General features: G+C 47.5%; 22 protein-coding genes and 1 tRNA gene. 8 read left to right on the forward strand and 15 right to left on the reverse strand.

Annotated features, from left to right (window positions below; translation table 11 throughout):
* The first annotated feature begins 82 nt into the window (after positions 1 to 82).
* The 5 genes from aroQ to DXD56_RS03050 all read left to right on the forward strand — a co-directional run bounded on the left by aroQ (position 83) and on the right by DXD56_RS03050 (position 4,725).
* Positions 83 to 520 carry a type II 3-dehydroquinate dehydratase gene (gene aroQ, locus DXD56_RS03030; protein ID WP_117639973.1) on the forward strand — a complete coding sequence of 146 codons (438 nt, stop codon included), beginning with the start codon at positions 83 to 85 and terminating at the stop codon, positions 518 to 520.
* Between the two features lie 130 nt (positions 521 to 650).
* The gene (locus DXD56_RS03035) at positions 651 to 1,100 is read left to right on the forward strand and encodes a DUF4869 domain-containing protein (RefSeq protein ID WP_117639975.1); all 450 of its coding nucleotides are present in this window, start codon (positions 651 to 653) and stop codon (positions 1,098 to 1,100) included.
* The gene (locus DXD56_RS03040; protein WP_117639977.1) at positions 1,100 to 2,101 is read left to right on the forward strand and encodes a translation initiation factor 2; all 1,002 of its coding nucleotides are present in this window, start codon (positions 1,100 to 1,102) and stop codon (positions 2,099 to 2,101) included. The genes DXD56_RS03035 and DXD56_RS03040 overlap by 1 nt, the downstream gene beginning before the upstream one ends.
* 164 nt (positions 2,102 to 2,265) lie before the next feature.
* Positions 2,266 to 3,390 carry a UDP-galactopyranose mutase gene (gene glf, locus DXD56_RS03045; protein ID WP_117639979.1) on the forward strand — a complete coding sequence of 375 codons (1,125 nt, stop codon included), beginning with the start codon at positions 2,266 to 2,268 and terminating at the stop codon, positions 3,388 to 3,390.
* 225 nt (positions 3,391 to 3,615) lie between these two features.
* Positions 3,616 to 4,725, forward strand: coding sequence for a phosphorylcholine transferase LicD (locus DXD56_RS03050; RefSeq protein ID WP_117639980.1), 1,110 nt, complete (start codon positions 3,616 to 3,618; stop codon positions 4,723 to 4,725).
* A gap of 46 nt (positions 4,726 to 4,771) precedes the next feature.
* Here the strand turns inward: DXD56_RS03050 and tagD are convergent, their stop codons facing one another.
* From tagD to DXD56_RS03070, 4 genes are all read right to left on the reverse strand, one after another.
* On the reverse strand, positions 4,772 to 5,248 hold the full coding sequence (gene tagD, locus DXD56_RS03055) for a glycerol-3-phosphate cytidylyltransferase (RefSeq protein WP_117639982.1): 477 nt from the start codon (positions 5,246 to 5,248) through the stop codon (positions 4,772 to 4,774).
* Between the two features lie 52 nt (positions 5,249 to 5,300).
* A tRNA-Arg gene (locus DXD56_RS03060) sits at positions 5,301 to 5,374 on the reverse strand.
* Positions 5,375 to 5,428: 54 nt separating this feature from the next.
* Positions 5,429 to 6,196 carry an ABC transporter ATP-binding protein gene (locus DXD56_RS03065; RefSeq protein ID WP_117639984.1) on the reverse strand — a complete coding sequence of 256 codons (768 nt, stop codon included), beginning with the start codon at positions 6,194 to 6,196 and terminating at the stop codon, positions 5,429 to 5,431.
* A gap of 11 nt (positions 6,197 to 6,207) precedes the next feature.
* Entirely contained in the window at positions 6,208 to 7,053 is an 846-nt protein-coding gene (locus DXD56_RS03070) for an ABC transporter permease (RefSeq protein WP_233524912.1), read from the reverse strand.
* A gap of 162 nt (positions 7,054 to 7,215) precedes the next feature.
* Here DXD56_RS03070 and DXD56_RS03075 point away from each other — a divergent pair, with 162 nt between their 5' ends.
* Both DXD56_RS03075 and DXD56_RS03080 read left to right on the forward strand, forming a co-directional pair.
* A complete protein-coding gene (locus DXD56_RS03075; protein WP_233524913.1) occupies positions 7,216 to 8,154 on the forward strand; it encodes a glycosyltransferase family 2 protein in 939 nt (312 codons plus the stop codon).
* Between the two features lie 6 nt (positions 8,155 to 8,160).
* Positions 8,161 to 9,249, forward strand: a complete 1,089-nt coding sequence (locus DXD56_RS03080; protein WP_117639990.1) for an acyltransferase — start codon at positions 8,161 to 8,163, stop codon at positions 9,247 to 9,249.
* A gap of 82 nt (positions 9,250 to 9,331) precedes the next feature.
* On the opposite strand, the gene DXD56_RS03085 is transcribed toward DXD56_RS03080, so the two are convergent.
* From DXD56_RS03085 to DXD56_RS03105, 5 genes are all read right to left on the reverse strand, one after another.
* The gene (locus DXD56_RS03085; RefSeq protein WP_158549292.1) at positions 9,332 to 10,471 is read right to left on the reverse strand and encodes a glycosyltransferase; all 1,140 of its coding nucleotides are present in this window, start codon (positions 10,469 to 10,471) and stop codon (positions 9,332 to 9,334) included.
* A gap of 82 nt (positions 10,472 to 10,553) precedes the next feature.
* A complete protein-coding gene (locus tag DXD56_RS03090; protein WP_117639994.1) occupies positions 10,554 to 12,557 on the reverse strand; it encodes a DUF6541 family protein in 2,004 nt (667 codons plus the stop codon).
* 328 nt (positions 12,558 to 12,885) lie between these two features.
* Positions 12,886 to 13,242, reverse strand: coding sequence for a DUF2304 domain-containing protein (locus DXD56_RS03095; protein WP_117640018.1), 357 nt, complete (start codon positions 13,240 to 13,242; stop codon positions 12,886 to 12,888).
* 5 nt (positions 13,243 to 13,247) lie between these two features.
* Positions 13,248 to 13,922, reverse strand: a complete 675-nt coding sequence (locus tag DXD56_RS03100) for a glycosyltransferase family 2 protein (protein ID WP_199411532.1) — start codon at positions 13,920 to 13,922, stop codon at positions 13,248 to 13,250.
* Positions 13,923 to 14,161: 239 nt separating this feature from the next.
* On the reverse strand, positions 14,162 to 15,337 hold the full coding sequence (locus DXD56_RS03105; protein ID WP_158549294.1) for a glycosyltransferase family 4 protein: 1,176 nt from the start codon (positions 15,335 to 15,337) through the stop codon (positions 14,162 to 14,164).
* Between the two features lie 91 nt (positions 15,338 to 15,428).
* Here DXD56_RS03105 and DXD56_RS03110 point away from each other — a divergent pair, with 91 nt between their 5' ends.
* On the forward strand, positions 15,429 to 16,583 hold the full coding sequence (locus tag DXD56_RS03110; RefSeq protein WP_117640000.1) for a glycosyltransferase family 1 protein: 1,155 nt from the start codon (positions 15,429 to 15,431) through the stop codon (positions 16,581 to 16,583).
* Positions 16,584 to 16,941: 358 nt separating this feature from the next.
* On the opposite strand, the gene DXD56_RS03115 is transcribed toward DXD56_RS03110, so the two are convergent.
* From DXD56_RS03115 to rfbB, 6 genes are all read right to left on the reverse strand, one after another.
* Positions 16,942 to 17,748, reverse strand: a complete 807-nt coding sequence (locus DXD56_RS03115; protein ID WP_117640002.1) for a glycosyltransferase family A protein — start codon at positions 17,746 to 17,748, stop codon at positions 16,942 to 16,944.
* Between the two features lie 256 nt (positions 17,749 to 18,004).
* Positions 18,005 to 19,246 (reverse strand): lipopolysaccharide biosynthesis protein, encoded by a 1,242-nt coding sequence (locus DXD56_RS03120; protein ID WP_147325174.1) that lies wholly within the window; start codon positions 19,244 to 19,246, stop codon positions 18,005 to 18,007.
* Positions 19,247 to 20,092: 846 nt separating this feature from the next.
* Positions 20,093 to 20,458 (reverse strand): RICIN domain-containing protein, encoded by a 366-nt coding sequence (locus tag DXD56_RS10290; protein WP_117640008.1) that lies wholly within the window; start codon positions 20,456 to 20,458, stop codon positions 20,093 to 20,095.
* Positions 20,437 to 20,574: an RICIN domain-containing protein gene (locus DXD56_RS10295; RefSeq protein WP_370446000.1), complete on the reverse strand. Its 138-nt coding sequence runs from the start codon at positions 20,572 to 20,574 to the stop codon at positions 20,437 to 20,439. The genes DXD56_RS10290 and DXD56_RS10295 overlap by 22 nt, the downstream gene beginning before the upstream one ends.
* 37 nt (positions 20,575 to 20,611) lie before the next feature.
* A complete protein-coding gene (locus DXD56_RS03135) occupies positions 20,612 to 20,860 on the reverse strand; it encodes a hypothetical protein (protein ID WP_117640010.1) in 249 nt (82 codons plus the stop codon).
* 97 nt (positions 20,861 to 20,957) lie between these two features.
* Positions 20,958 to 21,914: a dTDP-glucose 4,6-dehydratase gene (gene rfbB, locus DXD56_RS03140; protein WP_233524914.1), complete on the reverse strand. Its 957-nt coding sequence runs from the start codon at positions 21,912 to 21,914 to the stop codon at positions 20,958 to 20,960.
* Positions 21,915 to 22,190: the final 276 nt, after the last annotated feature.

Consider the following 22,190-nt stretch of genomic DNA (forward strand, 5'->3'; position numbering starts at 1 on the left):
CTCCCACCCGCCCTCTAACCAAAACCACCACAAAGGGGACAGGCACCTTTGTGGTGGTTTTCCAACCGCAAAGGAAGCAACCATGAAAGCACTCGTCATCAACGGCCCCAACCTCAACATGCTCGGCATTCGCGAGCCGGGCATCTATGGCAGCGACAACTACGACCGCTTAGTGCAGATCTGCCAGGAAGCGGGCGCCGAACAGGGCTTCGACGAGATCGAGGTTTTCCAGTCCAACCACGAGGGCAGCATCGTCGACAAGATCCAAGAGGCCTACGGCAAGGTCGACGGCATCGTCATCAACCCGGCCGCCTACACGCATACGAGCGTGGCCATCCTGGACGCGCTCAAAGCCGTCGCAATCCCGGCTGTGGAGGTCCACATCAGCGCTGTCGAGACCCGCGAGGACTTCCGCCAGGTGAGCTACGCACGCCTAGCCTGCTTCGCCACCATCACCGGCGAGGGCCTGCAGGGCTACGCCCACGCGCTGGAGCTGCTGAAAGAGCATCTCGAAAAGTAGCCTCGCGGATCCATTTATTAGCAACGATTCACACGAACAGAACTCCAGCGCCGGCAGCAGCACCTCGCTGCTGCCGGCATTTTATTACTGGCATATAATCGTTGCAGTCACACAACGTCTGGAGACCCACATGCTGAGCATTCACCTGGGGGATTACCCCGGTTCCATCTACGATACCGAAACCTATTTTAGGAACTCGTACCTGGATTCCTGGTTCGAGGACCCTATGGCAGCGCAGATGATTAAAAGTATTGACGGTTCAGAGCTCATCGGCCCCCACAACATCATCAGCAAACAGCTCGGTTCGATTACGCCCCTCGAGCTTTCCGGCGGCGTTAAGACGCTGCTGCTGGTGCGCAATCTACCAAACATGGTGTTTAATGCATCCACTTGCGGAGATAACTGCGCCCGCTGGCTGCTCAAAATTGGCAAAGAGCAGGATGTGCTGGTAACCCTTTACCACATCATGAAATTCCCCTGGAAGCATTTTGAGATTCGCATTAATAACGATGGCCGCATCGTCAGGAACATGCAGGAGCTTGTCGGCGCCACGAATGACTTTTTGGATGTTGATGAATAATGAAGGGAACACACACCGTTGTCGTGGAGCGCGCAAAAGTCAAATACACGCTCACCTTTAAACGCAATATTTCCTTCATCCGCGGCAACAGCGGCACGGGCAAAACGACACTCATCTCGATGATTCGCGACTACAACGATCGTGGACCGGAGAGCGGCGTCACGCTCAGTTGTGACGTTCCCTGTGAAACGCTATCTGGCAGGCGTTGGGAACGCGAGCTTTCGATTATCGAGGACTCAATAATCTTTTTAGATGAGGGTAACGAATTTATCTACTCAAAAGACTTCGCAAAAGCCGTTAACGGGTCGTCCAACTATTTTGTCCTGATATCTCGTCGAGACGCCAGCGAACTCCCCTACAGTGTCAACGAAATCCTAAAGCTGGTAAACACCACGAGTAAAACAATCAATGGCCGAAAGAGCGATAAACGCTTCTACTCGGTAACAAAACCGATATACAGCCACACGGCAAACATGCTTTACCAGGATCTAAATGTTGGATTCGAGGTACCCGACGCCATAGTTGTCGAGGATAGCAAGTCTGGCTATCAATTCTACAGCGCCCTTTGCAACCGACTGGGAATCCCCTGCCATACCGCTACCGGCGTAGCGAATCTAAAACGAATGATTCACGAATGTCCCGAGAAAAACATCCTTGCCATAGGAGACGGCGCAGCGTTTGGCCCCTACATCGAAAAGGTACTGGGACAGCGCGTTTACAAAAACGTTCGCTTGTTCCTCCCGGAATCATTCGAGTGGACACTTCTGCGCTCCGGGCTCATACCCAGCAGCGACATTCCCAAGATCCTCGAGGACCCCTCAAGCTATATCGAAAGTCGCGATTATTTAAGCTGGGAGCGGTTCTTCACCGATGTGCTGGTCAAATACTCAGCAGACACTCGCTACGCTTACAAAAAGGCACGACTCAACGAGCAGTACCTAAAGCCGCAGGCAATGAATGCCGTATCGAAAGTCTTACCGGAGTGTTTGAAGACGAATTAGCAGATTCTTTAAATCATCTAGAAACCGGGGCTATGCACATGAGCTGAAGCTGCTGAAAGAAAGCCTACAACACGCCTGGTACACTAATCCTTAGAACAGAATTATCAGGTTTATTTGTCCCAAATCTTAAGTAACTGTTTGATTACATACAAAGGAGCACATCAATGTCCCAGTACGATTACCTCGTCGTCGGTGCCGGCCTTTCGGGCGCCGTCTTTGCCAATGCCGCCAGGCGCGCCGGCAAGTCGGTCCTGGTCATCGATCGCCGCGACCACATCGCCGGCAACGTCTACACCGAGGACGTCGAGGGCATCCAGGTCCACCGCTACGGCGCGCACATCTTCCACACCTCCATGAGGGACGTCTGGGACTACGTCAACCGCTTCGCCGAGTTCAACAACTACGTCAACTCGCCGGTAGCCAACTTCCATGGCAACATGTACAACATGCCCTTCAACATGAACACCTTCGCCAAGATGTGGCCGGACGTCGTCACGCCGGCGGACGCCAAGGCCAAGATCGCAGAGCAGGTGGCCGCCGAGAACATCGGAGAGCCGGCCAACCTCGAGGAGCAGGCGCTGTCGCTCGTCGGCCGCGACATCTTCGAGACGCTCGTGAAGGGCTACACCGAGAAGCAGTGGGGCCGCGACTGCAAGGACCTGCCCGCAAGCATCATCAAGCGCCTCCCCTGCCGCTTCACCTACGACAACAACTACTTCAACGACCGCTACCAGGGCATCCCCATGGGCGGCTACACCAAGATGGTCGCCAACATGCTCGAGGGCGTCGAGGTACGCTGCGGCGTGGAGTACAAGGAGCTGGCCGCCGCCGAGCCCGATATCGCCGCCAGGACGATCTACTGCGGCCCCATCGACGCGTTCTACGACTTCAAGCTGGGCACGCTCGAGTACCGCAGCCTGCGTTTCGAGACCGAGACCCTCGACGAGGCCGACCACCAGGGCGTGGCCGTGGTCAACTACACCGAGCGCGAGGTCCCCTACACGCGCGTCATCGAGCACAAGCACTTCGAGTTCGGCACGCAGGACAGGACCGTCATCACGCGCGAGTACCCGGCCGACTGGAAGCCCGGCGACGAGCCCTACTACCCCATCAACGACGCCAAGAACGAGGCCCTCTACAAGCAGTACGAGGAGCTGGCGGCGCAGGAGGGCGACGTGATCTTCGCCGGTCGCCTGGGCGGCTACAAGTACTACGACATGGACAAGGCCATCGCCGCCGCCTTCGAGCTCGTCCGCAACGAGCTGGGCGTGGAGCCCACGGAGGCGTAAGAGACGAGCGATTCACAGTCCCTACTAAATGAATCAATAGGCCGGCGAAGTGGTTACGCTTCCGCCGGTCTATTTCCAAGGGTAAAATGTACATTCGCCTCAAATTGATAAAATGTAAATGATGTTTAAAGCAATCATTCCAGTCATTCATTCTTAACCAACTAGAATTTGCAAAAGAATGGATTTGATTGCTTGTAATGCTAAATAAATAGAAAGAAGTATTGAATGCTCAACAAAATTAAACAACTTCTACCAGCATCATCTAGGTCGCTTCACGCCATGCATGACGATATAAACAGGCTGCATGAAGAGCTAGAAAGAATTTATCATCGCATTGAAGTCGCCGATAACGGCATCAACATGAACATCAACTACAAGTTCGACAATATGGCAATTCCAATTATTGAGTCGATTGCTCAGAACCTCGATGCCCATGATGAGCACATGAAAATGTTTGCGTGGGAAGAGTACAAGCGACCAGAAGAAACTATCCAGGAAGCAAAGGAGCGTTTCTTTAAAGAGCTCCCAAAAGCAACTGGCGGATTAAGGCTTTTGCAGCTTGGATGCGGAAAACTGTTGGGGGAATTCGACACTCTCTGCAAAGAGAACGACATCAATTATTGGATTAACTTCGGAACACTTATCGGAGCCATTAGGCATCAAGGATTCATTCCCTGGGACGATGATACCGACCTTGGAATCATGCGCGATGATCTAGAAAAGCTATGCGACATCGTTGAAGACGACAACCGATATAAAATATCAATTGTTTACGACCGTTTTGTCCACTGTCGACAAGTTAGATTTCTTTACAACGACGAAAACATACCCTGTTTTCTGGATTTGTTCATTTATGACTGGGCTCCTTCAACTGACAACAAATTCGCCGAAGAGCAGCGAAAACTCCGTGTTCAAATGGTCGAAGAAATGGAGTCAGACAGAGCGCTGACATTCTGGCATGACGAGCCTTATTACTCGGGCGAGAACAATAGCCTGATTCAGAAGCATTACGATCGATGCCTCGAAAAGTCCAAAGCGGCCGGAATCATATGCGATAAGGAGCATGCCAAGGGCATCATGTGGGCTATCGACAACCTTGATGATGGAAAACAGAAACAATGGGTCTACCCCATTGCAGACCTCTTCCCCACTAAAGCTATAGCGTTTGAGGGCACACAACTCGAGGAGCCGAATAACCCCGATTTATTCCTCTGGAGCCGCTATGGGGATATCTACGAGCTTCCAAATGACATTAACAGTCACTTCCAACACGTCAATCATAACGAGCTGGAAAGTGGGTCCTCAAATCTTGCCATGAAACGCCTGCTTGATTAATGGTTAAAAATTGCCCCGTGCTTACCATGCAATACACGGGGCAATTTTATTGAGCAAGCCTGCCCTTTACCTCAGTAGTCGAAATACCAGGAGTTCGATTCAAGTAGACAACATCGCAAATATCTTTCAATGATTCAAAGCGAGGGTCGCCAGCCCAATCGCCTCCCATGCACACAACATCAGCGTGATACATCTTTATGTCTCGAGGCTTTTGATCCCAATTGTCTTCCGGAATTACCAAGTCAACATAACGCAGCGCTTCAAGCATCTCACGCCGCACATCATAGGAATAGAAGCTCTTTTTCCCTTTTAGAGCATTGAATTCATCGGTTGAGAGCCCAACGATGAGATAGTCGCCGAGCTTAGATGCCTGCTGAAGAAGGCGAATGTGACCATAATGAAGCAAATCAAACGTTCCGTACGTAAGTACTCGTTTTAAGGAATGGCGATCGTCCGCACCCGATAAACCGTTCTCCAGAAGATCGGAATTGGCCTCAATCCGAACAGACGAAAATGTGCCCATCAGCTACTCCATAAAAGAAGAGCCGTCGATTTGACGGCTCGATAAATACAGGTGCTCCATGGCGGATTCGAACCGTCGACCTTGGGATTAGAAGTCCCCTGCTCTATCCAACTGAGCTAATGGAGCGTAGAGTCATGCAAATACGCCAAAAGCGTGTTTGCACAACGCATAAATTATACCCTACTTAAACTGGTCGTGGTACGCCTTACATACCTCATCGACAGGACCATCCATGCGCAGGTCGCCCTTCTCGATCCAAACCGCTCGCTGGCAAATGCGTTCAACCTGCTCCATGGAATGAGAAACAAACAGTACCGTAACGTCGCCGCTCTCAATAAAATGCTGAATGCGACGCTCACACTTCTGCTGGAAGAACACATCGCCAACAGAAAGCGTCTCATCAACAATAAGGATATCGGGCTCGGTAATGGTGGCGATAGCAAAGGCGATGCGCGCGACCATGCCCGACGAGAAATTCTTAAGCGGCATGTCGACAAAGTCTTTAAGCTCAGCGAACTCGATAATATCGTCAAAGCTCGCATCGATAAATTCCTTGGTATAACCGAGCAGTGCGCCGTTAAGGTAGATATTCTCGCGTGCTGTAAGCTCGGGATCAAAGCCGGCGCCCAGCTCGATGAGCGGGGCGATGTTGCCGTGAACCTTAACCTCGCCCTCACTGGGCTCCAGAACGCCAGCGATGATCTTAAGCATCGTAGACTTGCCAGAACCGTTAGTACCAACCAGACCGACAACCTCGCCGCGGTGAACATCAAAAGAGATGTGCTTAAGCGCGCGGAACTCCTCAAAGAAGAGCTCGTGCTTAGCAAGCTTAATAAAGTATTCCTTAAGGTTCGTTAAAGACTCAGACGCCATATTGAAGATCATGGTGACGTCTTTAACCTCAACAGCAAGGGGCTGCTTGCTGTAATCAATAGCAGATTCAGTCATTACAGCGCTCCTTAAATGTAGAGAATAAACTTGTGCTCGGTCTTATGGAACACGGCGTAACCGACAACCAAAGCGATAACTGACCAGATAACGCAAAGTCCGAGCGTAAGCATGGAGGGCGTCGTGTTAAACAGGAAGATATCGCGCATGAACTGCAGGTAGTTGTACATGGGATTCACAACAACCAGCACCTGAATCCAATGGGCCATCTGGCTAATGTAATCGGTGGTCCAGAAGATAGGCGTCAGGTACATCCATGCGGTGATAACGACGGTCCAGAGGTGCATAACATCGCGGAAGAATACGGCAAGCGCCGAGAGCATCATGCCCAAGCCCATGCAAAAGCACATAAGCAAAAACAGGCAAACCGGCAGCAAGATTAAATGCCAGGTAGGAAGAACATGGAACCACAGCATAACCAGCGCGACGGCAACCAGAGAGAAGGCAAAGTTAACGAGCGAGAATAGCACCTTCTGAACCGGGAACACCCAGCGGTGCACCTTAACCTTTTTAAGCAAGGACGACGCCGCGATGATGGACATGAGCGCCTGGTTCGTCGACTCGGACATAACCGAGAACGTAATGTTACCGACGATTAGGTACAGCGGATACATCTCAGGCGTAATGGAGCCATTGCGGCTCTGACCAAAAATGGTCGAAAACACAATGGACATGACGACCATCATAAGAAGCGGATTGAGCACCGACCACGCAACACCCAAAACGCTGCGACGATACTTAATCTTAAAATCCTTAGTGACAAGCTGCCTCAGGATGTATTTGTCTTTTTCGAAATCATTTTTAGCGTGAGAGGCCGGCTTAGCCACCGCTTTCTGACTATCTACGCTGTCAGTCACGGACCAACTCCTTGTCTCGTAATACATAACAGTGGAAAGTATAGCCATCAAACGCGGCAACTAACTCAGCGATCCAAATCTGGAAAAGTACCCCATAGTAATTACAGGCACCAGCCGACAGGTATACTAGCAACCTGCTAATAACTTATGGGGGCATTCATCTTGGACTATACAGACACAGCGGTCATCATTCCCTGCTACAACGAGGCTGTCACCATCGGCAAGGTCATCGACGACTTCCACCGCGAACTCCCCGGGGCCACGGTCTACGTCTACGACAACAACTCGACCGACGGCACGTCCCGAATCGCGCGCGAGCATGGCGCCACCGTGCGCCTCGAGCCGCGCCAGGGCAAGGGCAACGTCTGCCGCCAGATGTTCCGCGACATCGACGCTGCCTGCTACCTCATGGTCGACGGCGACGACACCTACCCCGCCGAATCGGCCCGCGCGCTCTGCGACCCTGTCATCGCGGGCGAGGCGGACATGACCGTGGGCGATCGCCTGTCCAACGGCACCTACGCCGAGGAGAACAAGCGCGCCTTCCACGGATTCGGCAACGACCTGGTCCGCTCTATGATCAAGTGGATCTACGGCTACAGCTTTGAGGACGTCATGACGGGCTACCGCGCCATGAGCCAGCCGTTCGTCAAGACGTTCCCCGTTCTGAGCGAGGGCTTCCAGATCGAGACCGAGCTCTCCATCCACGCCGTCGACCACCGCTGGCGCATCAAGGACGTCCCGGTGGAGTACAGGGACCGCCCCGCGGGATCGGAGTCTAAGCTCGACACGGTCGGCGACGGCATCAAGGTCATCGCCATGATCGGCACGCTCTTCAAGGACTACCGCCCGCTCAAGTTCTTCAGCCTCATCGCGCTGCTCTTCGCCGTTATCGGCCTCGCGCTCGGCATCCCCATCATTGTTGAGTACTTCCGCACTGGGTTGGTTCCCCGCTTCCCTACTGCCATGCTCGCCGCATGCTTCATGTTCCTGTGCGGCCTCAGTCTGGCGACGGGCTTCATCCTCGACTCGGTCGCCAAGGTAGAAAAGAAACAATGGGAGCTTCAGGTATACAAAACGCGCAATTCAAAAGGTGAGTAAACTCTAATGAGCACAAGCAAGCGTCTTACAAACTGGGATCTTCTAAGAGCCCTCTCAATGTTTCTAGTTGTTGTAGTTCACATCGCACCGCAACTTGGCAGTTTTCGAAATATCAACGCTAGCGCAATAGCTAGCACGGCTGCGATTATCTGTGACCCGATATTCTTCTGTCTGTCGGGCTATTTCGCACTGAAGCCATTAAAGAAGAGTTACAAGGATTACCTCTTCGGGAAAGCCCTATCGCTACTTCTTCCCATCTTTATCTATGCAACGCTTTTGTACGCTTACAAAGCGGCGACTGGCCAGCTTCAAGATACCAACTACATCCGATACACCAGCAGCCTTGTTCAAGGCGGCTGGTGGTTTGTCCCGGCACTCATTCCGTTCATTTTAGTAGCACCGGTACTGTCCAAAATGTTCGACGCCCTCGATGATCGTACCTGCAAAATTGCCCTGTTTGTGACCTTAGGAATCTATGCATGGGGTGGTCTGTCATCCGCTGCAAACTCTTTGCTCATCAACTCTCAGCATGTCACTTTTGCGGCGGCCATAAGCATGCTTCAACGCATTATTCCGCAATCGCTTCTCGGAGGAACGTATTTCACATTCTTTTGCATGGGATATTTCGTCAAGCGTGTTAACCCGTTATTGAATAGGCAAGAAGCTTGGTTTATCAAAACAGCAGGCATCTCATTCTTTATCATCGATATTGTGAGCGCATATTTTGGACTTGAAAGATCTGACCCAAGCTTCAACTGGATGATTGTGACCGTGGCTATATTCGTTGCATCTGATGGAATCAAACTTCAATCACAATCGCTTTCGAAGACAATCGAATGGGTCGCAAAAAGGTCCTATTCAATCTATCTCCTACAATACGCAACGATAGAATTCGCAACTAATGTTATCTATGCTGGAGCATTAAACGGTGGGTATGCGGCAATCGCATGGCCTCTTAGGCTAGCGACTTGGATTTTAGCAACAGCCGTGGCCTACGGATTGGCATTAGTGGTAGCGTCGGTCGTGGACCCACTCATCATTAAGCCAATCCAGAAAAAGCTTCGATCCTGCGCGACTTTTATTTCAAACAATTGATATTTAAAGGTTCCATGATGATAGCACCATCATGGAACCTTTAATAGCTTTATTAATTATAGAAGTAGGCAAAGGAACGCAGTTAGTGCTTTCCGCGGAGCGCACGATAGACATAGCTTAAGCCACCAGCATTCCAATATGTCTTGAGTGTCTCCAGTTTGCCCGAACTATGCTCGCAGGCACGATGTGCAGCGTAGTAAGTGGGATCGTTGGCAATCCAATCAATCTCGTCAATCTCCCACGGTTCAAAGTATAGAAAGCCCTCGCCGGCGGGATCACAATAAATGGATCGATCAAAATAACGTCGATCAATATAACCCGATTCGATTTCCTGACGCATTTCAGTTGAAAAACGCTCAAGGAACTCAGGCTTAAGCTCATCGCCAAGACGATCATAATTCCAGCGGTAATTGAGGAACTTTGTGTGTGCTCGTACGGGCCCAAGCGTCGCCTTTAAATCGGGACGCTTCTCATCAATAAACCGAGAGATCTCATCATGCTCGTCGCAAACGCAATAAACCTTACCCGGAGAATTAACAGAAGACTTTTCATTATCTTGGCGATAGTGTAGAAACGCACGTCCTGAATAGGCAACGCGATGCGCGCACGAAAAAACTTTGAAGGTAAAACCTAAATCCTGATAAGAAGCGCCAGGGGTGGGATTAAAACGAATTTCATTTTCATCAAGGAATGACTTGAGATACAACGCGGACCAAATAGAAGCTTTAGCCCAAAAAATATCAGGATAATCCAACGGACGATGTGCACCCAAGGCAATCATCTCAGGAGTAGCAAGCTTGAATAGGAGATCCGTACGATACCCACGGGAAACGTCGGGCTTGGACCAATAAAGCCAGAAATTACATTTAAAGACCTCTAGCTGACGAGATTCGGCTTCGGTCAGCATATATTCAAGGGCATCAGCATCAAGAAAATCATCGGACTCGAGGATGGAGATGTACTTGCCCTTTGCAATCTCCAAACCGCGATTCATAGAGTCACCGTAGCCAGAATTTGGCTTATCGATAACAACGAAACGGGGGTCTTCAGAAGCGAATTTATTAATGATGTCTAGCGAAGAATCCGTAGAGCCATCATTAATGCAGATAATTTCAATATCCTTGAGAGTCTGTTTCTGCAGAGAAATAAGACACTTATCGAGATATTTCTCGACATTGCAAATGGGAACCAACACCGAAATTAAGGGAGTAAGAGAACTCAAAATTGGCCTTTCATGATTGACAAACAAAGAAGCGAGAGGTTGATAAAATTCAATTGGCTAGTATACGCGAAACATAAAGAATCTACTCAATCTCATATAATCGCATGCTGCCCTCAGACAACACTGTCTTAAATCCGGGCGTTTCATCATCAATGGTCTCTATACCTTCCCATTGATCGGGAAAATACGACCAGAAATGATGTGGAGTATCTTGCTCATTTAAATCCAGAATCAAAACGTACTTAAGACCAAGTTTATCGCAGGCGCTACGAACATCACAGTTGTAACTGATTTCGGAAAGATGGTTCCTAATGAGCTGGCTCTCTTTTGTTTCAGAATCAGAAGAAGGAAGGTTGAACCTGCGATAGTACACATTCATTCCTGTAAGCGAAGCCAAAAATGCACTACCGTCGTTTGGCTCATTAATCACAGCAGCGGAAGCAGGTATTTTAGACAGTGCCTTACGGGAAAATGCAAGCTCTTCATTCGTAAGAACATGAGAATTGTCGATGCAGTTTTCTTGACTTACGATATTTGCATAGTTACCAAAACTTGTATTAAAGGTGAGCAGTCCTTTTAGCTCGAAACTGGGAAGATAAATTAAAGCAACATACGCACACAAAATGGCTAAAGCATAACGCTTGGCGACCTTAGTCGACCAATGTTTAACAATAAACGGGACAAGCTTCTGATATATACATTTGATACCAAAACAAGCTATAACGGTTGCCAAGATGGCAAGATTTACACCAAGTCTATGCGGATCAGTGTACCAAAAACCACCGAACAGGTGTTTCAGGAAACCCTCAGTAGAGACCGAAAGAAAATACCCAAAGCACACCAGACCGTAGGAAAATACCAGCCACCTTTTTACCTTGGAATTCCAAAGCTCTTTTAGACCAACCGCAACAAGCAATGCCACGCCAAGTTGAATCGTATGATCCGTGGTCGAAAGGAAAGCTATATCTATAGCCGCCTGAAACAGCGACTCGGTTTTTGGCCAGTCAAACGAAACTATAGACTGAAACGCAGGCAAACGAAAGCAGACAAACCAAAGTAAAAAGACAACGGCGGCGGCTCCGCTGGCAATAAAGAGGGCAACGCGATCGTCAACTTTATCCTTAGCTATAAAGTAGATTCGACTTACCAGATAGGGAGCAAGAGCAATCACCATGAAAAAAATGCCTGAGGGTTGTGTAAGCCCAATTGCAATCCCCGCTAATACAATGGCGCCAATTTTGCCCATGAGTCTGAAAATGTCATCACAATCAAAGCATACGACAAATAGGCCCATACAAGAGGGAACGAGTGCATAGGCATACAGCATTGGATATAACGGTCCAAACGAAACGAAATCCCACACAGAAGAACTGACTGCCAAAACGAGCACTGACGCCACAAGCGTTAAACGACGAGATTTGAAAATGCAGGAAATGAAATACGTCATCCCCAGCGGGAACACAACGGCAATTAAAGCGGTGTTAACGGCATTAATACCGACAGCGACATTTGCTCCCACGGCAGAACAGCACATAGCGACAAGGCCATGCCAAGCCGAGGGATAGAACGCCTCTGTTCCCAAATAAGGAGAGGGTACAGACCCAAGAGACGCGGTGTATTCAGTGAAGCCGATTGACGAATAATTGCCAGTAGCAATAAATGTAGCAATCTTATTAAGATGATGTCCATTATCAAATGCCTGAAAAATCGAACCGGCAGTATCGAGGTTCTTGGTAAAAAAGACGACAACCAATAGAACGCTTACCGCAAGCGTGGAAAATACAATAGCGACATCCCCTATTTCTATATCTTGCCTTTTATCGGGTCGATGCCTAGTCGCTATTAAACTGGCAAAACTGAGCAAAATTGCCACGCCCAGCGCAGGTCCAAGAAGCGAAACGGTCGTACAGGGGATGCCATACAGCCCATACGCAATAGGAAGCACTCCGTAGCAAGCAGCACCCAAAAGAGGAGAAACCGCCATAAGAGTAATCAGATTCAGCCTGAGGGGCAAAAACGCAATGATACCCGGCAAATACAAAAAAGCAAGGCAGGCGCTGATGCTCACCGCATATTCAAACCACATTTACAGTTAACCTTTCAAGCTTATGAACATAAAAGCGCCGTTTGATTGCGCTATATTTATCAATTATTTCACATTGTCATTAATGTTCAAGACAAGGCGAGGCAACCACAACATACTATTTGAAGCACAATGCAAAATATCAAAAGCAGACACAATTACCGAGTCCAAGACCCTTTCGGTACTGCCCTTAAATACTATCCCCACGCCCCGCTGCGCAGCCTACCTATACTTCATCACTCAGATGTTCCGCAACGTAGCGAGTAGGGCTGAATTGTGTGCAACGCGGTCCATGCTGTGGTATAGCTGCTCAAGCAATTAAATATCACAATTAATCGTCATTGGATGACCTAAAGTCGTTACTGTTCCAATTTAAAGCAGCAGCCTGCACCAGAGAATTCAATCGCTCTTCCTGCTTAGCAAGTCTCAAAGAAATAGTAAAATCGCGAACCACCAGAACGGCTATCACATATAGGAAAACAAAATTCGAGGCAGACATAAACCCTAAAAGGCCAGCAATGTGTACGGCAATCTCAGGAAAAATGCCGAGTAAAACAAAGCTTGTGCTGAACAAAAGCCAAAATAAGGAGTCCAAAACCTGCATTTGCGCCTTTTTCAGCTTCCGGATAACGAAATAGAAAACAATAACGGCAAATACAATAAGTAAAATGCGCAGTGTAAATGACATAATAATCACCTAAACCATTGAACTATCAGCAGCGTAGCGAAAACCCTAAGCATATACTGCATTGATTTGACCGGGTTTAAATAGCTCTCTCCACCCTGACGCTCGCGCATTGATACCTGGACTTCGGATACTGAGTATCCTTGTTTTAAAAACAAAGCAATCGATTCTGGCTCGGGATTTAAAGTGTTGTCGTAATAGTATCTTTCAAGCACAGGGCGACTAAACAGCCTGAAGCCAGATGTGGGATCACTAATGCGATGACCGGTCAGCATCTTAATCAATACGGTAATCATGCGTGAACCAACCATGCGCATCGATTTATCTTTGCGGACAGTCAGAAACCTAGAACCGATAACGATGTCGGAACCAGTATTTACCGCTTTCTCAACAAGAGCAGCCAAATACTCCGGACGATGTTGCCCATCTGCATCAAATTGGATCATATAGTCATATCCATGATCAACGGCATATCGAGCCGCGGTCTGAAAACCAACTGTAAGGCCACAGTTAATTGGCATGTCAATAACCTTGCAGTCTAGCGATTTACATATTTCACCCGTACGATCGTAAGAACCATCATTGATGATAATGAAGTCAAACCCTGGAGCAACCGAACGGAGTTCTTTTACTGTGCCTTCAATGCATTCCTCTTCGTTATATGCAGGAATCGCAATGAGCACATTCGATCTTAATGACAATCGAAACCCATTCTCTCGAGACAAATCAGTAGAACCTGAACAACCACTCAATATATCTTATGAGCGGATGAGTCATACGATAACTATATTATTATATATCCGTACGAGGAGAATGGCGCCGGTTAGAGCGCTACACGCGTACCGCAATCTCGTCCGGTGCGCAAGCGCAATGTCGGGAGTGCTGTTTTGTGGTATTCAGCAGCACTCAAACGTGTAAATACTCACTCACGCCCTTTATTAGCGTGTTCCATAGCAGACATTGCTTCTTTAGCGGTCTCACTCCAGCTGAAATTATTTTCAACCCGCCTTTTGACATTCTTGCCCATTTGTTTTAGTCCAATTTCCGAACGACAAGCTGCTTGAATGCCATTAGCAATATCCAGGGGCCGCATTGAGCTAATTAGGATTCCAAACTGGTTATTGGGTGCAATCTCTCGCATTCCGCCAACGTCCGTCGCAATAGGGGGGATACCACATGCTGCAGCTTCTAGCAAGACTGTGGAAAAGCCTTCAGACCGCGAAGGGAGGCAACATGCATCAGATTGCAACATTAAAGCTGCTAAATCTTTACGGGATAGCCCCCCAAGCAAAATCATATTATCGGGTTTAGTTTTATCTGCTTTCAAAAAAAGCGGACCATCGCCTGCGATTGCAATAATAAGCTTGCCTTCGCAACCCTCCGGGGTTTTTTCAAGTACCCTGGCAGCCTCAATGAGCTCAACAATGCCCTTTTCCGGAACGAGCCGTCCTGCAAATGAAATTAAAACCGAATCACTACGGATTCCAAGTTCTTCTCTAAAATTACGGTTACTTGATTCGCTGCAAAATTGGACATAATCTATCGCGTTATGTATTTCTCCTTCGGCTGTGATACCAAACTGAGAAAGCCACTCGCTCGCTTTTTTTGAAACGCCATAAAAGCAGGGATTGTATTTTTTAATCTGATTGATAAGTATAATTTCTACTCGATGAATAAACGGGTCCACAACATGGTTTCCGAGAGTTAAATATGCTGAACCATGTTCGATGACAATGGGTCGAACCCCTGCATTTGATGCAAATCGAGCAGCCTCAATACTTAGAGGATAAAATCGGGTGTTAATAATAACGCTCTCGATATTAAGGGACTTGAGCATTTTCCATGCTTTGCGGTAATCAGCGTTCTTTTTTGGAATTGGATATCTGCCTTTAAGCAAGTTATAGCAAGGGAGTCTTAGAACCTTAATAGAATCAATTGCATCCTCTGACGGAGCAGATTCGGTATTCATCGTAACTACGATGACTTTATTCCCCTTCTTTGTGAGCGCAGTTGCTAGACCTTTTGTGTAAGCTTCAACTCCACCGACATGCGGTTCAAAGAGTGCCGAGAAGATGCAAATGTAGGAATTGTCGCCCATATAATGAAACAGCTCCATAAACTGATTGTTCGGTTAGTTACCCCGAATATTAGTATAATCAGTGCAAAACAATCATTCGGAGGGAAATCTCTTGATCGTTAAAAGCATGGATCCTGTTAATTGCGATTGTCCTTGCAGGGTTCTTCATGTGATAGGCGCCATGGATAGAGGCGGTGCCGAAACGTTGATTATGAATGTGTATCGAAATATCGACAGATCCATTCTGCAATTTGATTTTCTTGTCCACGAAGCTAGAGAGTGTGATTTTGATCCTGAAATTCGTGCTTTGGGTGGGTCTATTTTTTCTATCGATCGCCTAAATGGGATTAACACCGTTTCGTATATAAAACAGTGCCGCGATTTTTTCCGCACGCATCATAACTACTGTGCGGTGCATGTGCATATTGGCTCATCTGCTTGCTTCGTAATTAAAGAAGCGAAGAAATATGGATTATTCTGTATCGCTCATAGCCATAATACAAACCCAAGCCTTTCGCTTCCTGAAATCGGTTTTCGCTTATTCTCATACCCCACACGTTATATTGCTGACTACTATTTAGCTTGCTCTCGCGAGGCGGGTGTGGATCGCTTTGGCAGGGCGGTTGTTACGAGCGATCGTTTCTCTGTATTAAATAACGGAATCGATGTTAAACACTACAAGTTTTCATCTAAAACAAGATCTTCCATGAGGCGTAATCTTGGCATAGCTCCTGAACAGAAAGCTATTTGCCATATTGGGCGTTTTTCAGATGAAAAAAATCACGAATTCTTGTTGAAGGCTTTTGCAAAGTGCGACGGCGGTGAATTTGATGGGCGTTTGTTTCTTATCGGCAGGGGTCCTCTTCGTAATGACATGGAACAACTTGCAGCTGAATTAAATATTCACGACAAAGTTGTATTTCTGGGTGTGCGTTCGGATATTCCTGATTTGTTGATGGCCATGGACCTGTTTGTTTTTCCTTCAAAGTGGGAAGGTCTTGGAATAGCTGCTATTGAGGCGCAAGCTTCTGGACTTCCTTGCATCCTGTCACCCGCTCTGCCCGATATGGCGGTTTGCAGTCCTTACGCTTATAAGATGGATGGTCTAAACAGTACGACAACGTGGGCCGAGAGAATGGTCGATGAGCCAATTCGTGCAGACATGGATCGAATCGATGGAGCTAATTATGTGAGGGAGTCCGGCTTTGATATTAAGTGCACCGTAGACTCTCTTATTTCTTTGTATTTAGATCATGTAGCGATTTAAATAAGCGTAAACACGCTTATTACTGTTCTTCATACCGGAGAACATGCGCGTGCGCTATCAGCGCATCGACCGCGTTCTCGTGGCCGCCATGGCCGAGATGTACGCCACCGGCACCCGCAGGCGCAGCGACTCGCCGAGAAAATCGACGCGTCCAGACTCTCCAAGGACCAAGTGGGCACCATCGGCTCGAGCTTGACGTAGATATGAGGAACTGTGTGAAAGCCCCCCGACCGCGCGCCGTTACCCTACGCCAGGCTCGATGCCACCTGCGATTAAATATGCTGTAGAAAATTAGCTGCGGATAACGCTACATACACAACTATCATCGCAACCCGCAAGTAATTTTTCTTAGCCTGCCTTACTTAACAATACGAAAGGTTTTTAAAAGAAGTCGATAAATAAAACCGCAGAAGGGAATGAACTTTGAGGATATCGGCGCGTTGCTGCCCATCAATTCTCGAACATAAAGTTTGTAGCCTTTCCAGTTGCTAATCAAATGATGATTAACGTTTTTGGTATAACCATCATTCAAATATTCGCAAACATAAATTGGATACGCAAAGCCCCTGACAAGATAGCCATCCATACTGAATCTATTAAAGACAACAGCTTCGGTTACAAACCGTTCTCCTTCAAAAACTGGAAACGGGTATTTTCGCAACCTCGAAGTGAAAAATATTTCAGCTAAGTCACCATCGATTCCTCCTGCTAGGCGGGTAATGGATGAATAGTCCTTATAAGGTTCATCCATCGTTAACAAATAGCCGCCAGTTTCTTTGTTCCCCGGAAAGACTCTTACACCGGAAAAAGCGATTAGCTTTTCGTCGTCTTTTGAAGCCTTCCACATTTTTACAACGGAGCCAAACGCACCGTCAACAAAATAATCATCACTATCAACAGGTAAAAACAGCTCACCATTCGCGTGGCTGAGTCCGTTATTCCAAGCTACATGTTTACCAGCATTTTCCTGATAAAAATAATGTATTTCGAAAGGTAGATCATCATCCGCAATCCAAGATTCAACGAGCTCCTTCGTATTGTCGGAGCTGCCGTCATCGACAATGATCCACTCAAAATCTGAGAACTTTTGCGCTTTTATGCTTTCAAATAAACGTGTGAGCGTATATGCACGGTTATAGCACGGGGTAAAAACACTTAAAAACATAACAATTCTCCGTTAAGAAATCGACTAACAGAACCGATTCGGATCGTCCACGAAAGGAACAAGTGCACGTTCAACGAAACCGCCTCAAGTAATTGTTCATACTGCTGCGGTCGATTAGAAATAGCATCCAAACTCATAGGCAAGTCAAACGTATTGCCCATATACATAACTCAAACTTTCTCGACACTACCGTTTCAAATAACCTGAACGATTAACCGTTGGGGTAAATATGCATATATAAGGCATAGAAGCTCTCTCAAACAAAATGACTTCTCAAAGCCACGAGAAGAAAAACAGCCATCCCCGCAATGCTCACCAAAGAAGATACAATGCAAACAAACGTAACGCCATTCATATCAAAAACCAAAATTAACGGGAATGCAATAACAGAGGCAATAATGGCAATGACGCTACCACAAAATGCACCTCTAAATACGCGAATCGAAATGAGTAAGTCATTCATAAACCACATGAAGCCTGTAAGGACCGCGAGAATAATTAAGGGATATAGCAAGTACACATAGCCATGCATTTGCGTTCCGTAAAGCAAGACCAACACCTTTTCGCCGAGGCAAGTAACTCCTAGCAGTGAAACGAAACAAACGCACGTCATTCCTGCAACACAACGAAACATAAGGTTTCTAAACATCTGATCGTTTTTGTCATTATAACTTTCAGCAAAATAAGACAACAAAGGATTGTAGATATATGAAGCTCCCATCTGAATTATCGCAACGGGAGCAGCAGCAGATGCGTAGATTCCTAAATACGAATCCCCAAAATGAGATGCCAAAATTTGGCGCGGCAGAGAAGCTGCGGAACTTGCTGCAACCGCGGCGATAACAATAGGGAAATAACGAATCAATAGATGGCGCACCTTTAACCACGAGATCCCAAACTTCAAACCTTCAAACGAAGTCGTGCGCGGATAATCAAATACTAAACCGATGACGGCCATCAAAAATGCCAAGAGTACGAATGTAATAACAAGATTATGGCTGAAATAATAAAAGGTTGAAAATCCGATTACAGAAAGAAGCCCCTGAAGAATTAGAGACTTTCCAATAAAATCCATTCGGTGATTTCTTTGATCACAAGCATGAAAAACATCTATCGTCAGAGCTAATAACCTGTAAATGGAATATGCAATCGTAATCAAAACCGCATAAGGTGATACGGTAACCACCGCATACACAATGAGTAAAACAAAAGCAATTGCATTAGTAAGAAGCCGAAATGACAGATATTCCCCGAGAGTATTTTCTCCGGTTATATCACTAATTTGTATCGTATACATACGATACTGACTAATAGGAGAAAACACACCGAATATAGCAACAGCCAGAGAGTAGAGGCCGGCATCATCGAAGCCCGTAGAAAGACGTACAACAAGAATGGATATTAACCACTGACATCCAAGATTAACTATAGATCCTGCAGCATTCCAAACCATGTTAGCGCGAATCGATAACGGTTCATACTTTGGCTGATAAATCACAAACGTAATCCTTGCTCATACAACTAATCAAAATATTTCAAATCAAGGTTGCTGATTGATCTATCCCAAAATCACAATCAACAACCTCTTAGGCGCAAAGCTCCCTTATTTTGGGGCAAGTTTCAAAAGACCAAGAGCAATATGTACCCATACTTTAGAATCCACAGAAACGAAAAGGCTTCGACAATAAGGCGTAGTCAACACCATTTGAAGAGAATTTTCAGTTATCACGTAAGAGAGCCCGGACGCCTTAACCTCCAGGGATGCCAAACCAAAGCCCTCGAAAAGCGACGAAGAGTAAATATTTTTTATATTAATACAATCCTTTTGTCTCAAGAGACTTATCTGAAAATATTACAGATTCTGACAATCCGAGCTCTCTTACGTAATCTTGTACAGATTTATGGCCTTTTCCATCACTGACCAATAGGAGTCTAGATTTCTGATTGCCCATTTCTTTATGAATCTCAGCGAAAACGCCAATCAAAAAACCATAATTCTTCTGTAGATGGAATCTCTCTACGTGGATAACGCGATTGCCTATATGCCAAGTAAGCATTGCGCCCGATGGCCACTTATCCACCGGGAGCAGCATATACCTTGACTCCGCCAACATAAGCTAAATTATATAAAACCCTTTAGAAGGAACCCCCGACACTCCTTACATTAAACAGAACGCCAGGCAATTCAAGGGAAGCGACTATTCCTATGGACGCGGAGGAGCCAGAAGCGCAGAGATACTGGCCTGTAGCCGCGTTTTGCAGAGCGATCTTACCGCCAGACAATGTACTGCGCCACCGCTGAGAATCCGCGCTGCTTGATATCATCTGAACAAGCTCTCCCCCATCAGTCAGAGAGAGCGCTTTTCCAGAGCCGATGCGCCCGATTATCGAGTTGCTGCTGCTCAGTTTTGGCAGGAGTTAGCACCCATCGCTGAGCGGCCGTGCCGTTTGCCTCATACAACTGTACTGCAGAGCCATTTGCGGCAGCTCCACCTGCCACGTCAATGGCAAACGACTGGTTGAGCGCCGAAATTAAGGTGTAGATGCCATTGGTTTCTTTAATTGCGACCCAGCGCTGCGCAAGGGTGCCGCTATCGGACCAAAGCTGAACGGGATTTCCATTGCTCGCGTTACCGCCCGAGGCATCAAGCGCGCAACCCTTGACGGAAGTAACGACAACAAAGCCTTCTAATCGTGAGACACACGCCAGACCTGAGCATTCGTCTTGTTTCCACTGTACAGCTGCAGCTTTCTACCAGCAGATGCCGTACCACCAGGAACATCCAGTACAAAATTGCTGTTAACCGAAGAGCCAAAAGTGTACAACTCATCCGCAAGGTCATCAACGTGCCCGGAAGCAAGATCATAGACAGACTTGGGCTTTTTCCGGTTTCACAGCATCAGTCGAATCCGAAACATTCGAATCGGACGTGCTGTCCACGTACATAGCTTCGTTGGCAACGAGCTCGGATTCGTTCAACTGGTCTGCAGCGATGGAGGCATTTGCATCTTGACCGGTAGCCACGTTGTCTTCAGCAAATGCGGGAACGAGACAAATTCCCAACAGAAGCACGATAAACACCGAAGCAAACATAGCTTTTCGATTGCCCATGTCTGTCCCCTTTCATACGGTTGCTTACACTCTGTGCCAAGAAGCGCGCCTCATCGACGAGAGGTTCGCGAGCAGCAGCTTAACCCCGAAAGGCTAATCAGGTTAAAAGCATGTTGCTATGGCACAATTGCGAAATCTCTGCTGCAAAGTCACCATGGATCGGCACCCAACCAAGCTCGCGGCGGAGCTTGCTAGCGTCTATGGCGTACCGTCGATCATGGCCGGGACGGTCCTTAACCCAGTCAATAAAATCTTCGTCTTTGCCCATTGCTTTAAGAATGAGCTTGAGAACTTCGAGATTGCTGCGCTCGCAATTGGCTCCGACAAGATAGGTCTCCCCGATCTTCCCTTTGGCCAAAATGAGCCAAACAGCACGAGCGTGGTCATCGACATGAATCCAATCGCGTACGTTCAAACCGTCCCCGTACAGTTTAGGACGCTCCCCGCGCCGGACGCATGCAATCGAATGCGGAATGAACTTCTCGGGATGCTGATATGGACCGTAGTTATTGCAACAATTAGAAATGGTCGCTTGCAGACCATAGGTGCGAATCCAAGCTCTCACAAGCATGTCAGATGCCGCCTTGGAGCTGGAATAAGGGCTGCTCGGCCGATAGGGAAAATCCTCAGTAAACTTGACGGGGCCATCAAGCGCCAGGTCTCCAAACACTTCATCAGTCGAAATGTGATGAAACCTGACATGGTGTCTACGAGCAGCTTCCAAGAGTTGGCATGTGCCCTCGACATTCGTTTTTATAAACGGGCCAGGATCGACAATCGAATTGTCATTATGAGACTCCGCGGCATAGTGAACAATTGCATCGTGCCCGGGAACCACTCGATCAAGCAAATCTGGATCGCAAATGTCGCCAACAACAAGTTTCACCTTATCTTCTGGAAGCCCCGCGATACTGTCTGGATTGGCAGCATACGTCAGCTTATCTATGACGGTGATGTGCACATCCGGTACATTATTCGCGACAAAGCGAACGAACGCCGAACCGCAAAAACCACAACCGCCCGTAACCAAGATATTGCCGAATTTTCGCTCCACGCGCGTTGCCCCTCCCCCAGTCATTGGGTTGCCCCATTTCCCCTTAAGCTGATAACAAATACTGAAACAGTCCTTTCAGGCTAAACCCGTGTCCCAATGAGGAATTAAGTTTGATACTTGTTGGTACAAATAATTAGATAACGACAGCCAAACGGAGAACCAATGAGTAACCAGTCTACTGCAAAAGCACTGCCCGGAAAAACCGACCGAAGCAGATACCGTCCCGTCCATGGAACTGCCTTGATTATCGACTTTATCCGAACACCTCCCACATTC

The organism is Collinsella sp. TM06-3, from assembly GCF_003436395.1.
Taxonomy (GTDB): Bacteria; Actinomycetota; Coriobacteriia; order Coriobacteriales; family Coriobacteriaceae; genus Collinsella.

What these genes read in the sequence shown, in the direction of transcription:
- DXD56_RS03050 (WP_117639980.1), top strand. Translation starts at nt 3,616, where the DNA reads ATGCTCAACAAAATTAAACAACTTCTACCAGCATCATCTAGGTCGCTT.
- DXD56_RS03040 (WP_117639977.1), top strand. Translation starts at nt 1,100, where the DNA reads ATGAAGGGAACACACACCGTTGTCGTGGAGCGCGCAAAAGTCAAATAC.
- DXD56_RS03095 (WP_117640018.1), bottom strand. Translation starts at nt 13,242, where the DNA reads ATGTCATTTACACTGCGCATTTTACTTATTGTATTTGCCGTTATTGTT.
- DXD56_RS03135 (WP_117640010.1), bottom strand. Translation starts at nt 20,860, where the DNA reads ATGGGCAATCGAAAAGCTATGTTTGCTTCGGTGTTTATCGTGCTTCTG.
- glf (WP_117639979.1), top strand. Translation starts at nt 2,266, where the DNA reads ATGTCCCAGTACGATTACCTCGTCGTCGGTGCCGGCCTTTCGGGCGCC.
- DXD56_RS03035 (WP_117639975.1), top strand. Translation starts at nt 651, where the DNA reads ATGCTGAGCATTCACCTGGGGGATTACCCCGGTTCCATCTACGATACC.
- DXD56_RS03090 (WP_117639994.1), bottom strand. Translation starts at nt 12,557, where the DNA reads ATGTGGTTTGAATATGCGGTGAGCATCAGCGCCTGCCTTGCTTTTTTG.
- DXD56_RS03065 (WP_117639984.1), bottom strand. Translation starts at nt 6,196, where the DNA reads ATGACTGAATCTGCTATTGATTACAGCAAGCAGCCCCTTGCTGTTGAG.
- DXD56_RS03105 (WP_158549294.1), bottom strand. Translation starts at nt 15,337, where the DNA reads ATGGGCGACAATTCCTACATTTGCATCTTCTCGGCACTCTTTGAACCG.
- tagD (WP_117639982.1), bottom strand. Translation starts at nt 5,248, where the DNA reads ATGGGCACATTTTCGTCTGTTCGGATTGAGGCCAATTCCGATCTTCTG.
- DXD56_RS03115 (WP_117640002.1), bottom strand. Translation starts at nt 17,748, where the DNA reads ATGTTTTTAAGTGTTTTTACCCCGTGCTATAACCGTGCATATACGCTC.
- aroQ (WP_117639973.1), top strand. Translation starts at nt 83, where the DNA reads ATGAAAGCACTCGTCATCAACGGCCCCAACCTCAACATGCTCGGCATT.
- DXD56_RS03080 (WP_117639990.1), top strand. Translation starts at nt 8,161, where the DNA reads ATGAGCACAAGCAAGCGTCTTACAAACTGGGATCTTCTAAGAGCCCTC.